The sequence below is a fragment of the Streptomyces sp. ML-6 genome (assembly GCF_030116705.1).
In the GTDB taxonomy this organism is placed as follows: domain Bacteria; phylum Actinomycetota; class Actinomycetes; order Streptomycetales; family Streptomycetaceae; genus Streptomyces.
The window spans coordinates 4,346,764-4,359,258 of the sequence record NZ_JAOTIK010000001.1 but is presented as its reverse complement, the minus strand read 5'-3'; the positions used below and the strand labels follow the sequence as shown (position 1 = coordinate 4,359,258).

Annotated in this window: 14 protein-coding genes and 1 pseudogene; 7 read left to right on the top strand and 8 right to left on the bottom strand. The window is 69.9% G+C overall.

Translation table 11 applies throughout. From position 1 onward, the window contains the following. Nucleotides 1-36 precede the first annotated feature (36 nt). From OCT49_RS19375 to OCT49_RS19365, 3 genes are all read right to left on the bottom strand, one after another. Entirely contained in the window at nt 37-642 is a 606-nt protein-coding gene (locus tag OCT49_RS19375) for a Uma2 family endonuclease (RefSeq protein WP_283853116.1), read from the bottom strand. A gap of 116 nt (nt 643-758) precedes the next feature. Further along, complete coding sequence (locus OCT49_RS19370) at nt 759-992, bottom strand: hypothetical protein (protein ID WP_283853115.1); 234 nt, start codon at nt 990-992, stop codon at nt 759-761. Continuing rightward, nucleotides 982-1,230: a hypothetical protein gene (locus OCT49_RS19365; protein ID WP_283853114.1), complete on the bottom strand. Its 249-nt coding sequence runs from the start codon at nt 1,228-1,230 to the stop codon at nt 982-984. Before OCT49_RS19365 ends, OCT49_RS19370 begins: the two co-directional genes overlap by 11 nt. A 59-nt stretch (nt 1,231-1,289) precedes the next feature. Here OCT49_RS19365 and OCT49_RS19360 point away from each other — a divergent pair. The 3 genes and pseudogenes from OCT49_RS19360 to OCT49_RS19350 form a co-directional block, all read left to right on the top strand. Continuing rightward, nucleotides 1,290-1,643: pseudogene (locus OCT49_RS19360) on the top strand (helix-turn-helix domain-containing protein); the annotation flags it as partial. After that, nucleotides 1,574-1,816: a DUF397 domain-containing protein gene (locus OCT49_RS19355; RefSeq protein ID WP_283855855.1), complete on the top strand. Its 243-nt coding sequence runs from the start codon at nt 1,574-1,576 to the stop codon at nt 1,814-1,816. The pseudogene OCT49_RS19360 and the gene OCT49_RS19355, both read left to right, overlap by 70 nt. Before the next feature lie 238 nt (nt 1,817-2,054). Continuing rightward, nucleotides 2,055-3,665 carry an adenosine deaminase family protein gene (locus OCT49_RS19350; protein WP_283853113.1) on the top strand — a complete coding sequence of 537 codons (1,611 nt, stop codon included), beginning with the start codon at nt 2,055-2,057 and terminating at the stop codon, nt 3,663-3,665. A 90-nt stretch (nt 3,666-3,755) separates the two neighbouring features. Here OCT49_RS19350 and OCT49_RS19345 read toward each other — a convergent pair whose 3' ends face one another. Next, complete coding sequence (locus OCT49_RS19345) at nt 3,756-4,376, bottom strand: TetR/AcrR family transcriptional regulator (protein WP_283853112.1); 621 nt, start codon at nt 4,374-4,376, stop codon at nt 3,756-3,758. Between the two features lie 209 nt (nt 4,377-4,585). On the opposite strand from OCT49_RS19345, the gene OCT49_RS19340 reads away from it, so the two are divergent. From OCT49_RS19340 to OCT49_RS19325, 4 genes are all read left to right on the top strand, one after another. Continuing rightward, complete coding sequence (locus tag OCT49_RS19340) at nt 4,586-5,776, top strand: cytochrome P450 (RefSeq protein ID WP_283853111.1); 1,191 nt, start codon at nt 4,586-4,588, stop codon at nt 5,774-5,776. A 7-nt stretch (nt 5,777-5,783) separates the two neighbouring features. Beyond that, nucleotides 5,784-6,002: a ferredoxin gene (locus OCT49_RS19335; RefSeq protein WP_283853110.1), complete on the top strand. Its 219-nt coding sequence runs from the start codon at nt 5,784-5,786 to the stop codon at nt 6,000-6,002. A gap of 364 nt (nt 6,003-6,366) precedes the next feature. Further along, a complete protein-coding gene (locus OCT49_RS19330; RefSeq protein ID WP_283853109.1) occupies nt 6,367-7,608 on the top strand; it encodes a hypothetical protein in 1,242 nt (413 codons plus the stop codon). An 81-nt stretch (nt 7,609-7,689) separates the two neighbouring features. After that, on the top strand, nt 7,690-8,067 hold the full coding sequence (locus OCT49_RS19325; RefSeq protein WP_283853108.1) for a nuclear transport factor 2 family protein: 378 nt from the start codon (nt 7,690-7,692) through the stop codon (nt 8,065-8,067). Between the two features lie 233 nt (nt 8,068-8,300). On the opposite strand, the gene groL is transcribed toward OCT49_RS19325, so the two are convergent. From groL to thrC, 4 genes are all read right to left on the bottom strand, one after another. Beyond that, a complete protein-coding gene (gene groL / locus OCT49_RS19320; protein ID WP_072487928.1) occupies nt 8,301-9,923 on the bottom strand; it encodes a chaperonin GroEL in 1,623 nt (540 codons plus the stop codon). A gap of 301 nt (nt 9,924-10,224) precedes the next feature. After that, nucleotides 10,225-10,431 (bottom strand): cold-shock protein, encoded by a 207-nt coding sequence (locus tag OCT49_RS19315; protein WP_003967346.1) that lies wholly within the window; start codon nt 10,429-10,431, stop codon nt 10,225-10,227. A 444-nt stretch (nt 10,432-10,875) separates the two neighbouring features. Next, the gene (locus OCT49_RS19310; RefSeq protein WP_148837220.1) at nt 10,876-11,154 is read right to left on the bottom strand and encodes a MoaD/ThiS family protein; all 279 of its coding nucleotides are present in this window, start codon (nt 11,152-11,154) and stop codon (nt 10,876-10,878) included. Between the two features lie 31 nt (nt 11,155-11,185). Further along, a complete protein-coding gene (thrC, locus tag OCT49_RS19305) occupies nt 11,186-12,478 on the bottom strand; it encodes a threonine synthase (RefSeq protein WP_283853107.1) in 1,293 nt (430 codons plus the stop codon). Nucleotides 12,479-12,495: the final 17 nt, after the last annotated feature.

The window sequence follows — 12,495 nt, the reverse complement described above, 5'->3', positions numbered from 1 at the left end:
ACCACCCCTCATCCACGCACGCCCACGCCCACCCGTTCAGACCGGGAACTCCTCCGTGAGGATCGTCGTGCCGAACGGCTCCGGCAGGGTGAGCGGCTTCCCGAACGGCACCCGGTCGGAGCGCTTGTACGTCCCGTCCTCGTTCGGCTCCGTGAACAGCGTGGCCATCGCACCGTGCGTGTCGAACCGGTCGATCAGCAGGTACATCGGCACACCCGCACGCGTGTAGGCCCGGTACTTCTTCGTCCGGTCGTCCCGGGCGTTGCCCTTCGAGGTGATCTCGACGACGAGCAGCGCTTCCGACGCATCCATCGGATCGCTGGCCTCAGGGTCGGCACCGTCGACGAACTCCGAAGGCATGACCACCAGATCCGGCACATAGAGCTTGTCGAGCGGGGCCACGTGGACGCCGAGGGCCTGGTAGACCTCCAATTCCTCGGGCAAGTCCCGGTAGAGCCTGCGCTGCACTTTGGCGGCAATGCTGTTGTGGTGCGCATGCGGCGGCGGTACCAAGGCGATCTGCCCTTCGTCGATCTCGGCGCGCCATCCCTCGGGCACGTCCAGTTCACGCCACGTCTGGAGCAGGTAGTCCCACGGGCGGCCTTCAGAGGCATGGTCGTTCTCGACCATCGCGGCAGTCATCGCGGGTCCCTTCTTCTGCGGCCTGTCAGAGGAGTGTGGGTCGACGGTTGCGCGGCGGTACGCCGTTCCCACCAGCGTCCCACGATCATGTGGTCCACGCAGTGACCCCACCGCCGTCATGGCAATCGCCCCTCCCGGTTGACCTCCCTCACCCGGGCCCGCAGCACCTCGCCCAGCGGCGCGGCGCGCACCGAGTCCGGCGGGCAGTCCCACTCGGGCCCGCCGCCCGGCGCCCGCAGCTGCACGTACGGACCGACGCGTCCCATCACGCGCCCCACCCGGCCGTCCCGGGTGTCCACCGCGAACGACCCCGGCTCCGGCGCGCACCCCTCGCCCCCCTCACCGCTCATGGCCGGCCATTCCCCGCGCCTCCAGCACCGCGCTCAGCCGCAGCGCCGTGTCGAGATTGCACCGCCCGAGGTCCACCAAGGGCGCCTCCGGCTCGGTCCCCGCGCACGTCACCGGGTCGATCCGCAGCGAGGGCAAGGTGATCCCGACCCCCGAGAAACTCTCCTTCAGCCGCGCCACCGCGTCCTCCGCCGCCCGCACTCTGCTCTCCGTCGCCTTGCGGCGTTCGATCATCACCATGATCCATTCCTTTCCACGCTGAGTAATGGGAATGCATACCCAGCGTGTCCAACGCGGCGATGGCCTGGAAGAGGCGCAGTCCCAACAACCGCACATGCGTCACAGGGAGTTGTCATGCCGGGGCCCAAAAACTCGGTCCCTCCTCCTCGCCGCGTGCCCTGCTCGGCGCCGAACTCCGTCACCGCAGGGAAAAGGCGGGCCTCTCGCAGGACCAGCTGGGTCTCGAACTGTTCGTGAGCGGCTCTTTCATCGGCCAGCTGGAGTCCGGCACCCGCCGCATGCAGGAGGACCAGGCCCGGCGGCTCGACGAAGTCCTGAAAACGGACACGTTCTTCGTACGCAACTGCGCCGCCCTGAAGAAGTCGAAGTACCCGGACCACTTCGCCGAAGCGGCGGAGACTGCCTCGAAGTCGCGACCTGGCGGAAGTCCACGTACAGCGGGGGCAGGGGCGGGGACTGCCTCGAAGTTTCCGACGACCACCCCGGCATCGTCCCGGTGCGCGACTCCAAGGTGGGCGAGGGGCCGACACTGGTGTTCCGGGCCGCCGCCTGGACCTCGTTCGTCGCCGACCTCAAGAACGCCTAGCACGGCGGTCCCCGTCGGCCGAGGCGGCGGGGGCGGAGCCGGCCCATCAGACCCGTGCGTCGGCACCGGGGCACCCACCGGCCACAAGTCGCGGTCGGACGGGTCCGGGTCGCTTCATTAGCAGTCATCGGGCAGCCGATTGCTCCGCATGACCGTTGCCCACCCGATCGAGTGGACGTTCCGGCCCGTATATGTGGTCCGGGCACCAAACTCCTTCGCCGAACGCAATCATTCGGCCGTGATTCCAACACTCCGGACAACACACCGTCCCAAGTCACTGCTCCCGGCCGGGCTCGCCGCACTCGCCACGCTGTCCCTGCTCCCGGCACTCCCGGCCGCCGCCGCCCCGGCGGGGGATCCCGCGCCGCGGCCCGTCGCGCAGGCCGCGCACCGACCGGTGACCCCGGCCGAACGCAGGACCTCCGCTCACCTGGACTCGCTCCGGAACAGGCCGGAGCGGCTGAAGGAGTTCTTCACCGCCCTGCCCAAGGGGGGTGACCTGCACAATCACCTCTCGGGTGCCGTCACGACGGAGTACCTGATCGAGCTCGCGGCCGAGCAGGGGCTGTGCATCGACGCGTCGATGAAGGCCGTCGCGCCGCCGTGCGGACCCGGCAAACGGCCCGCCTCGGAAGCCAGGACCGATGCCGCGTTCCGGCAGCAGATCATCCGGGCCTGGTCCATGCAGGACTTCCCGCCGGGCGAGTCCGGGCACGACCACTTCTTCGACACCTTCGACAAGTTCGGCATGGCGACCTGGTACACCCGCGGCAAGATGCTCGCGAACGTGGCCGACACCGTCGTCAAGAACAACCAGTTCTACTTGGAAACGCTGGTCACACCCGCGTCGGAGAGCGCGAACGCGCTGGCCGCACAGGTGGGTTACGACGCCGACCTGGCGGCCTTCCACCGCAAGCTCGTGGCCGACGGGAAGCTCGACCGGGTGGTGGACGAGGCCATCCAGGAGGCCGACGACACGGACGTGCAGTTCCGGGAGGCCGCACACTGCGACACCTCCCGCCCCGCCCCGGGCTGCCGGCTGCCCGTCAAGTGGATCTCCCAGGTGTCCCGGGGCAGCACCCCGGCCCGGGTGTTCACGCAGATGGCGGTCGGCATGCGGCTGGCCGAGCGCGACCCGCGTTTCGTCGCGGTCAACCTCGTCCAGCCCGAGGACTGGCAGAGCTCGCTGGACAACTACAGCCTCCAGATGCGGATGCTGAAGTACCTGCGCGGCCAGTACCCGGAATCCCACCTCACCCTGCACGCCGGTGAGCTGGCGCCCGGGCTGGTCAAGCCGGAGGACCTGACCTTCCACATCCGGGAGGCCGTCCTCGTCGCCGGGGCCGAACGCATCGGGCACGGCGTGGATCTGGTCCACGAGGACAACTGGCAGCAGCTCGCGCGGACGATGGCGCGGCGCAACGTCGCGGTCGAGGTGCCGTTCAGCAGCAACAAGCAGATCCTCGGCATCGCGGGCGACGACCACCCGTTCAACGCCTACCGCAGCTACGGCGTCCCGGTGGTCCTGGCCACCGACGATCCGGGGGTCTCGCGGATCGACATCAGCCACGAGTACCAGTACGCGGCCCGGACGTACGACCTGGCCTACACCGAGCTGAAGGACCTGGCCCGCGCCTCCTTGGAGTACGCGTTCAACGACGGCCGCAGCCTGTGGACCGCCGAGCGCGCCCGGTCCGAGTACCGCCCGGTCCCCGTGTGCCGAGGCAGCCGCCCCGGCGACGCCCGCCCGAGCCCGCGGTGCGCCCATTACCTCGCGGAGAACCCCAAGGCGGCGGCCCAATGGCGCCAGGAGGCGGCCTTCGCCGCCTTCGAGCGCGAGCACCGCTGAGCGGGGCCGACAACCCACCGGAGTCACGGGGCGGCACGGCACGGAGCCGGGCCGCCCCTTCCTGTTGTACCGTCCCCGCCCGGCCGTCCCTCACGCCGTGCCGTCCCCGGCTCCGTCCCCGTGCTCGGGTGCAGGCGCGGACCAGAGGTGGTCGAGCGTGCCGAGCACGAGCCGGCAGACGTCGTCCGGATCGGCGCCGGCGAGCGGCTCGCGGGCAACGACCGTCCGCATCAGGCCGATGCCGAGCAGCCAGGCCACGGCGAGATCCGCGCGCAGGGCGCCGTCCTCGGTGCCGGACAGCCCGGCCAGGGCGCTCTGGTACTCCTCGCCCAGCTCCCGCAGGGTTCCGGCCGCCTCGTTGCCCCGGCCCACGGAACGCAGGTAGACCTCCAGGGAGCGGTCCTCCGTACCGCCCGCGCTGCGGGTCAGCATCGAGCGCAGGGCCGTCTCGAAGAGCTCCTCGGGCGGGGTCGCGCGCAACCGTTCGAGGTCCCCCTGCGCGACGACTTCCGTGAGCAAACCCTGTTTCGAGCCGAAGTAGCGGAAGAGCAGGGCCTGGTTCACCCCGGCGCGCTCGGCGATGCTCCGTACCGTCGTCGCTTCGTAGCCCCGCTCCGCGAACAGGTCGCGAGCGGCTTCCAGCAGCCGCCGGCGGGTGGCCGCGGAGTCCCGGCGACGCTCTCCGGAGGGCGGTGCGGGGACGGGCGTCATGGTGGATTTCCTCTCGAACGGTCCGTCAGGATAACGGCCGTAAAGCATCGTTGACTGCCCGGAAGGATCGCTCCTACGTTTGTAAGCAGCTGCTTACATAGCCGTTCGCGCGGCCGTCCGCACAGCCATTTGCACGGCTGCTTGTACGGCTGCTTGCACGGCTGTCCACGCAGCCGCCTGCACGACTGTTCACCCCTGGGAGACCCGCAGTGACCACAGCAGATGCCGCACCCCTCGCCTACCCCTTCAACACCGCCGAGGGACTCCTGCTCGCCGAGGAGTACGAGCGCGTACGCGACCGGCCGGGACTGTTACGGGTCCAGATGCCGTACGGCGAACCGGCCTGGCTCGTCACCCGTTACGCCGACGCCCGGCTCGTCCTCGGCGACCAGCGCTTCAGCCGGGCCCTCGCCGCCTCGCACGACGAGCCCCGGCAGTCCGAGGGCCGGCTCGAGGGCGGGATCCTCGGCATGGACCCGCCGGACCACACCCGGCTGCGCTCCCTGGTCGCGAAGGCGTTCACGGTCCGGCAGGTCGAGAAGCTGCGCCCCCAGGTGCGGGAGCTGACCGCGAGCCTCCTCGACGACATGGAGGCGGCCGGGCAGCCGGCGGACCTGGTGGACCTGTTCGCGCTGCCGCTGCCGGTGGCGGTGATCTGCCGGATGCTGGGCGTGCCCACCGAGGACCGGCCGCGCTTCCGGGTGTGGAGCGACGACGCGCTGTCGACCAGTTCCCTCACGGCGGAGGAGTTCGAGGCCAGCCGCGCCGAACTGCGCGCCTACATGGCCGGGTTGATCGAGCGGCACCGCCGCGAGCCGCAGGACGACCTGATGACGGCCCTGATCGAGGCCCGCGACGGCGGCGACCGGCTCTCCGAGCTCGAACTCGTCGACCTGTGCACCGGCATCCTCGTGGCGGGACACGAGACCACCGCCTCCCAGATCCCCAACTTCGTCCTCACCCTGCTCGACCACCCGGAGCAGCTGGCCCGGCTCAGGGCCGAACCCGAACTCGTCCCGAACGCGGTGGAGGAGCTGCTGCGCTTCGTGCCGCTGGGCAGCGGGGCCGGCCAGCCCCGTTACGCCGTCGAGGACGTCGAGGTGGGCGGAACCCTCGTCCGGGCGGGCAGCCCGGTCCTGGTCGCCGTTGGCGCGGCCAACCGCGACGCGCTGCGGTTCACGGCCCCGGGCGTGCTCGACATCACCCGCGAGGGCAACCAGCACCTCGGCTTCGGCCACGGCGTCCATCACTGCCTGGGCGCCCCGCTGGCCCGGCTGGAACTCCAGGAGGCGCTGTCCGCGCTCATCACCCGCTTCCCCGGCCTGCACCTGGCCGCCGACGTGACGTGGAAGTCCGAGATGCTGGTGCGCGGGCCGCGCGTCATGCCGATCGGGTGGTGAGACGACGATGAGCTGGAACGTACGCGTCGACCGGGGGCTGTGCCAGGGATCGGGCATGTGCGCGGGAACCGTCCCCGAGGTGTTCGCCCTGGACGACGAGCGCGCCCGGGCCCGGACCGACGGGATCGAGCCGGACGAACGGGTTCTGGACGCCGCCGACATCTGTCCGGCCCTGGCGATCACCGTGCACGAGGGCGACACCGTCATCGGCCCCCGCCGCGACTGAGTCCCCACCGCACCCGAGTCCCCGCCCCGGCTGAACACCCACCACAGCTGAACACCCGCCACAGCTGAACACCCGCCGCGACCGAGCCACCGTCGCAACCGAGCCGCCGATCACCCCCCACCCCCACCGCCGGGCGTGCCGGAAAAGGGCCGGGTCTCCCGTCCCCTCCGGCACGCCCGGCGACAACTCCCCAGCCCCTCTCCGCTCCCTTCCCCCTCTCCCCTCCCCCTCCTCGGCATCCCTCCCCATGGCTCAAACCGGCTCCCACCTGGGGGTGGTTTGAACCGCTTCCCCGACCGGATCGCCACCCTGCGTGCTCCGCTTTGCACGTGTTGTGACGAACCAGCCCAAAGGGGAACGACCCATGTCCGAACCGTCCCACGAGCAGATCGCCTCGGGGCTCCAGAACAGGCCCCCCATCGCCCTGGTCCCCGGCCCCCGCCTCGACGCCGAACCGCACAGTTCCCTCCCCCTGCGGCCCAGTGCCGTGTGGGATCTGCCGGGTGGTTCCGCCCGGGTCTACCTCGGCGAGGGGAACAAGGCGCTCGTACGGCCCGTGCTGGTCGCCGACGGCTTCGGCACGGGGCCCAGCGAGCTGGTGTCCGCCTGGGAGACCATGGAGTTCGGCGACTACCCGCTCATCAGCGAGCTGCGCCGCCGCGGCCGGGACGTCGTCCTCCTCGGCTTCCGCGAACGCGGCGCGCCGATTCCGGACAACTCCACGACCGCGCAGGCCGCGATCCTGCGCACCGCCGCGGAACGGCGGGGCCGCACCCCGCTGGCCGTCGGCGGGTTCGGCACGGGCGGGCTGATCACCCGGCACGCGCTGGCCGCGATGGAGAGCCGGGACGTCGACCACCGGACCGGGCTGTACTTCTCGTACGACAGCCCGCACCGCGGCGCCTGGATTCCGCTCGCGCTCCAGGCGTTCGCGCACTACATCAAAAACCTCGACAGCCGGTTCTCCGACCAGATCAACAGCCCGGCCGCCCGTCAGCTGCTGTGGCGGCACATCGGGGAGTGGGACGGCGCACCGGAGCGGAGCGCGGCGCGCACCGCGTTCCTCGCCGAGATGCGGGCGGTCGGCGAATGGCCGCGCAGACCGCGGCTGATCGGGGTCGCCAACGGGGCGGCCGACGGCATCGGCACCGATGTGCGGGCGGGCGAACTGGCCCTGGAGGGCAGGGGGGCGGCGATCGCGGGCACCAGGCTCTACACCCAGTCCCCCGGCGACGACGAACGCGTCGCGCGGCTGCGGGTGGTGACGGAGCGGACCCATGAGGTCCGTACGGCGGGGCTGCCGCCCATCGACGGGGCGCCCGGCGGCTCACTGGAAGGGTTCGGCATCCTCGCCGACGGGCTCAACGCGCTCGCCGCCCCGCTCGGCCTCAAGACCGACGTGCGCATCCGCTCGCACTGCTTCGTGCCGTCCGTCAGCGCGGTGGACGTCGGCGACCTGGACACGGACGACGAGCTGTACCGGGACATCTCCCGGCTCCCGTACGAGAGCAGCGGGCTGGACGAGTTCCGGCTCGCCTCCCGCAACGAGGGCCACGCCCTCGTGACGGAGGAACTGTCCACCTGGCTGCTCGACCGGCTCCCCTAGCGCTGTGACCGGGATGGTTCACCGTGATCGGAAGGCGGCTCATGGGACGAGCACACACGAAACGGCTGGTATTACTGGGGTATGCATGAAGAGACCGCACGCTCCGCGATCGACATGTTCATCTCCGCGTTCAACGCCTCGGACGACAGCTACGTGACCGCCCTGCTCTCCCAGGCCCTGACCTCGGACGTGGTCTTCTGGGGACCGTTGGGTCGCAGCGAAGGAATCGCGGAGGTCGAGCGGTTCGTGCTGGACATCCGGCGCCACCCGGCGGGGACCGGCACGATGGTGCGCTGCTCAGCGGTGGACATGCCCGGCGAATGGGCCCGGTACCAGTGGGTCTTCACCACGCCTGATGGAGGCCCCCGCCTGGCGGGAACGGACGTCGTCCACCTGCGACGGAGCCTCATCGACCAGGTCATCGTCTTCGCGGGGGAGATCGAGCCGACCGCCTCCTGAGCCGGCGGACCGGACGAGTCCGAGCTCGCCTCCCGCAACGAGGGCCACGCCCTCGTGACGGAGGAACTCTCCACCCGGCCGCTCGACCGGCTCCCGTAACGGACGGGCGGCTCTTCGAGCGGGCGGACGCCGCGGACGGAAGCGCCGGGGAACCGGGAACGGCGTCGGCCCCCGGACCAGGGGTCCGGGGGCCGACGCGGCACAGCTGTGCGAGAACTGCCGATCCGTCAGGATCAGAAGTCCATGTCACCGCCCGGCATGCCGCCCGGAGCGGCCGCGGCGGCCTTCTCCGGCTTGTCGGCGATGACGGCCTCGGTGGTGAGGAACAGCGCGGCGATGGACGCGGCGTTCTGCAGGGCGGAGCGCGTGACCTTCGCCGGGTCGAGGATGCCCTCGGCGATCATGTCGACGTACTCGCCGGTCGCGGCGTTCAGACCGTGGCCGACGGCCAGGTTGCGCACCTTCTCGACGACGACGCCGCCCTCGAGACCACCGTTGACGGCGATCTGCTTCAGCGGGGCCTCCAGGGCCAGCTTCACGGCGTTGGCGCCGGTCGCCTCGTCACCCGAGAGCTCCAGCTTCTCGAAGACGGCCGAGGCCTGGAGCAGGGCCACGCCACCACCGGCGACGATGCCCTCCTCGACGGCGGCCTTGGCGTTGCGCACCGCGTCCTCGATGCGGTGCTTGCGCTCCTTGAGCTCGACCTCGGTCGCGGCACCGGCCTTGATGACGGCCACGCCGCCGGCCAGCTTCGCGAGGCGCTCCTGGAGCTTCTCGCGGTCGTAGTCCGAGTCGCTGTTCTCGATCTCGGCGCGGATCTGGTTGACGCGGCCCTGGACCTGGTCGCTGTCACCGGCACCGTCGACGATCGTCGTCTCGTCCTTGGTGATGACGACCTTGCGGGCGCGGCCGAGCAGGTCGAGACCGGCGTTCTCCAGCTTGAGGCCGACCTCCTCGGAGATGACCGTGCCACCGGTGAGGATGGCGATGTCGCCGAGCATGGCCTTGCGGCGGTCACCGAAGCCCGGGGCCTTGACGGCAACGGACTTGAAGGTGCCGCGGATCTTGTTGACGACCAGGGTCGACAGGGCCTCGCCCTCGACGTCCTCGGCGATGATCAGCAGCGGCTTGCCGGACTGCATGACCTTCTCCAGCAGCGGAAGGAGGTCCTTCACGTTGCTGACCTTGGAGTTCACGATCAGGATGTACGGGTCGTCGAGGGACGACTCCATGCGCTCCATGTCGGTGGCGAAGTACGCCGAGATGTAGCCCTTGTCGAAGCGCATGCCCTCGGTGAGCTCCAGCTCCAGACCGAAGGTCTGGGACTCCTCGACGGTGATGACGCCTTCCTTGCCGACCTTGTCCATGGCCTCGGCGATGAGCTCGCCGATCTGGGTGTCGGCGGCGGAGATGGAGGCCGTGGAAGCGATCTGCTCCTTGGTCTCGACGTCCTTCGCCTGCTCCAGGAGGGCGGCGGAGACGGCCTCGACGGCCTTCTCGATGCCCCGCTTGAGGGCCATCGGGTTGGCACCCGCGGCGACGTTGCGCAGGCCCTCGCGGACGAGCGCCTGGGCCAGAACGGTGGCGGTGGTCGTACCGTCGCCGGCGACGTCGTCCGTCTTCTTGGCGACCTCCTTGACCAGCTCCGCACCGATCTTCTCGTACGGGTCCTCCAGCTCGATCTCCTTGGCGATGGAAACACCATCGTTGGTGATCGTGGGGGCGCCCCACTTCTTCTCAAGGACGACGTTGCGACCCTTGGGGCCAAGGGTGACCTTGACGGCGTCGGCGAGCTGGTTCATGCCGCGCTCGAGACCGCGCCGGGCCTCCTCGTCGAACGCGATGATCTTGGCCATGTGAAGTGGTCCTCCCGGACAGGGGTGGATTTCTCCGGACCGGGAGGCGCCCGCGACGGACGGCCTGCGTGACCGGTGGTTCCTTGCCCCGCCGGCCTGCGGGCCTCACCGGCCCGATCCAAGTTCTGTCACTCTCACCTGGAGAGTGCTAACGCCAATAATTAGCACTCGACCATGGAGAGTGCAAGCGCCCCCGGCGAAGGTCCGGCCACGGCGGGCGCGCCGGAACGCACGGAGGTCCGTACCCCTGGGGGTACGGACCTCCGTGCGTGAGTGGTGTCGTCGGTCGACCGCGCCGTACTCAGCCGACGGCGAGCTTGACCATGTCCGCCTGGGGCCCCTTCTGGCCCTGCGAGATCTCGAACTCAACTCGCTGACCCTCTTCGAGGGTGCGGTACCCGTCCATCTGGATCGCGCTGTAGTGGACGAAAACATCCGCACCACCGTCGACCGCGATGAAGCCGTACCCCTTCTCCGCGTTGAACCACTTGACGGTGCCCTGAGCCATGCCTAACTCCCCTATTACTGGCCCTTGCGCGGGGCCGCACTTCGCGGTCCCGGGTCAGAACCCACCCTCCGACAGGAGAGGGTGCGTGCGCCGGAACGCGTCGACCGCGGCTGAATGTATCTGCCCAACTGCCCTCTGCAACAGGTCAATCGGACGAGAATTCTCGACAGCGCCGAACGCCCGAATATGCGGAATTGGAGAGATTCCAGGGCAAGTCGGGCCAGACAAAGGCGACTTATGACGCAAGGAGTTCAAGCACTTTGGCTGCATCTTGTCGGTCGCGGCGCATTCTCATATGCAGGCGCCGCGGGCAGCTGGGGGGACTTCCCACACTCTACCGCGCTCAACCATGCAGAATTGCCCCCTCCGTTTCAAACCCGGAGAGGTTTGAAACCGGAGAGGGCAATTCCGTTCGGGTGATTCGGGAGGCTCCCCGACGAGCCGTCAGCAGCCGCCCGCGACGGCCGGGATGATCGAGATGCCGGCGCCGTCCGGGGTGGCCGTCTCCAGACCGCTCTCGAAGCGCACGTCGTCGTCGTTGACGTACACGTTCACGAATCGGCGCAGCTTGCCCTGGTCGTCCAGGACGCGGGCGGCGATGCCCGGGTGGTCCTTCTCCAGGGACTCGATGACCTGGGAGAGGGTCGTGCCCTCCGCCGGGACCTCGGCCCGGCCGCCCGTGTAGGTGCGGAGAATGGTGGGGATGCGGACGTTCACGCTCATGGTCGGGTGCCCTTCCTGAAGTCTCGGGTGGTCAGCTGGTGGCGAGGCCCGCGGCGCGGAACGCGTCCAGGCTGGGGCGAATCGTCGCGGTCGCCTGCGAGGTGGCGGCCACCGCGTCGAGGGTCTTGAGGCCGTCGCCCGTGTTGAGGACGACGGTGGTCAGCGTCGGGTCGAGGACCCCGGCCTCGATGAGCTTCTTCGTCACGCCGACCGTCACCCCGCCCGCCGTCTCCGCGAAGATCCCCTCGGTGCGGGCCAGCAGCTCGATGGCGTCGACCACCTGCTCGTCGTTCACGTCCTCCACCGCGCCGCCGGTGCGGCGGGCGATGTCCAGGACGTACGGGCCGTCGGCCGGGTTGCCGATGGCCAGGGACTTGGCGATGGTGTTCGGCTTCTGCGGCCGTACGACGTCGTGACCGGCCTTGAAGGCGGTGGAGACCGGGGAGCAGCCCTCGGCCTGGGCGCCGAAGATCTTGTACGGCCTGTCCTCGACGAGACCGAGCCGGATCAGCTCCTGGAGCCCCTTGTCGATCTTCGTGAGCTGCGATCCGGACGCGATCGGGATGACGATCTGGTCCGGCAGCCGCCAGCCGAGCTGCTCGCAGATCTCGTACGCCAGGGTCTTGGAGCCCTCGCCGTAGTACGGGCGCAGGTTGACGTTGACGAAGCCCCAGCCCTCGCCGAGCGGGTCGCCGATGAGCTCCGAGCAGAAGCGGTTGACGTCGTCGTAGTTGCCCTCGATGCCGACCAGCTCACCGCCGTACACCGCGGCCATGACGACCTTGCCCTGCTCCAGGTCGTGCGGGATGAACACGCAGGAACGGAAGCCCGCGCGGGCGGCGGCGGCGCCCACCGCGCCGGCGAGGTTGCCGGTGGAGGAGCAGGACAGGGTGGTGAAGCCGAAGGCGCGGGCGGCCTCGACGGCGATCGCGACGACCCGGTCCTTGAAGGAGTGCGTCGGGTTGCCGGAGTCGTCCTTGACGTACAGGCCGCCGGTGACGCCCAGCTCGCGGGCGAGGTTGTCGGCCTTGACCAGCTTGGTGAAGCCGGGGTTGAGGTTGGGCTTGTCCGCGACGTCCGCGGGGACCGGCAGCAGCGGCGCGTAGCGCCAGATGTTGTTCGGGCCGGCCTCGATGCGCTTCCTCAGCTCCTCGGGGGAACCGCTCGGCAGGTCGTACGCCACTTCGAGCGGCCCGAAACAGGACGCGCAGGCGAAGATGGGGCCGAGGTCGAAACGCTCCTTGCACTCGCGGCAGGAGAGCGACGCGGCGGGGCCGAGGTCGACGGAGGATTCGGTGTTCGCTGCAACAGTCTGCACAGCCATGATGGCGGAGGCCCTTT

Bases quoted from the DNA above. Each gene is read 5' to 3' on its own strand.
- OCT49_RS19375 (WP_283853116.1), bottom strand. From the start codon at position 642: ATGACTGCCGCGATGGTCGAGAACGACCATGCCTCTGAAGGCCGCCCG.
- OCT49_RS19370 (WP_283853115.1), bottom strand. From the start codon at position 992: ATGAGCGGTGAGGGGGGCGAGGGGTGCGCGCCGGAGCCGGGGTCGTTC.
- OCT49_RS19365 (WP_283853114.1), bottom strand. From the start codon at position 1,230: ATGGTGATGATCGAACGCCGCAAGGCGACGGAGAGCAGAGTGCGGGCG.
- OCT49_RS19345 (WP_283853112.1), bottom strand. From the start codon at position 4,376: ATGACGCCCGTCCCCGCACCGCCCTCCGGAGAGCGTCGCCGGGACTCC.
- OCT49_RS19335 (WP_283853110.1), top strand. From the start codon at position 5,784: ATGAGCTGGAACGTACGCGTCGACCGGGGGCTGTGCCAGGGATCGGGC.
- OCT49_RS19330 (WP_283853109.1), top strand. From the start codon at position 6,367: ATGTCCGAACCGTCCCACGAGCAGATCGCCTCGGGGCTCCAGAACAGG.
- OCT49_RS19325 (WP_283853108.1), top strand. From the start codon at position 7,690: ATGCATGAAGAGACCGCACGCTCCGCGATCGACATGTTCATCTCCGCG.
- groL (WP_072487928.1), bottom strand. From the start codon at position 9,923: ATGGCCAAGATCATCGCGTTCGACGAGGAGGCCCGGCGCGGTCTCGAG.
- OCT49_RS19315 (WP_003967346.1), bottom strand. From the start codon at position 10,431: ATGGCTCAGGGCACCGTCAAGTGGTTCAACGCGGAGAAGGGGTACGGC.
- OCT49_RS19310 (WP_148837220.1), bottom strand. From the start codon at position 11,154: ATGAGCGTGAACGTCCGCATCCCCACCATTCTCCGCACCTACACGGGC.
- thrC (WP_283853107.1), bottom strand. From the start codon at position 12,478: ATGGCTGTGCAGACTGTTGCAGCGAACACCGAATCCTCCGTCGACCTC.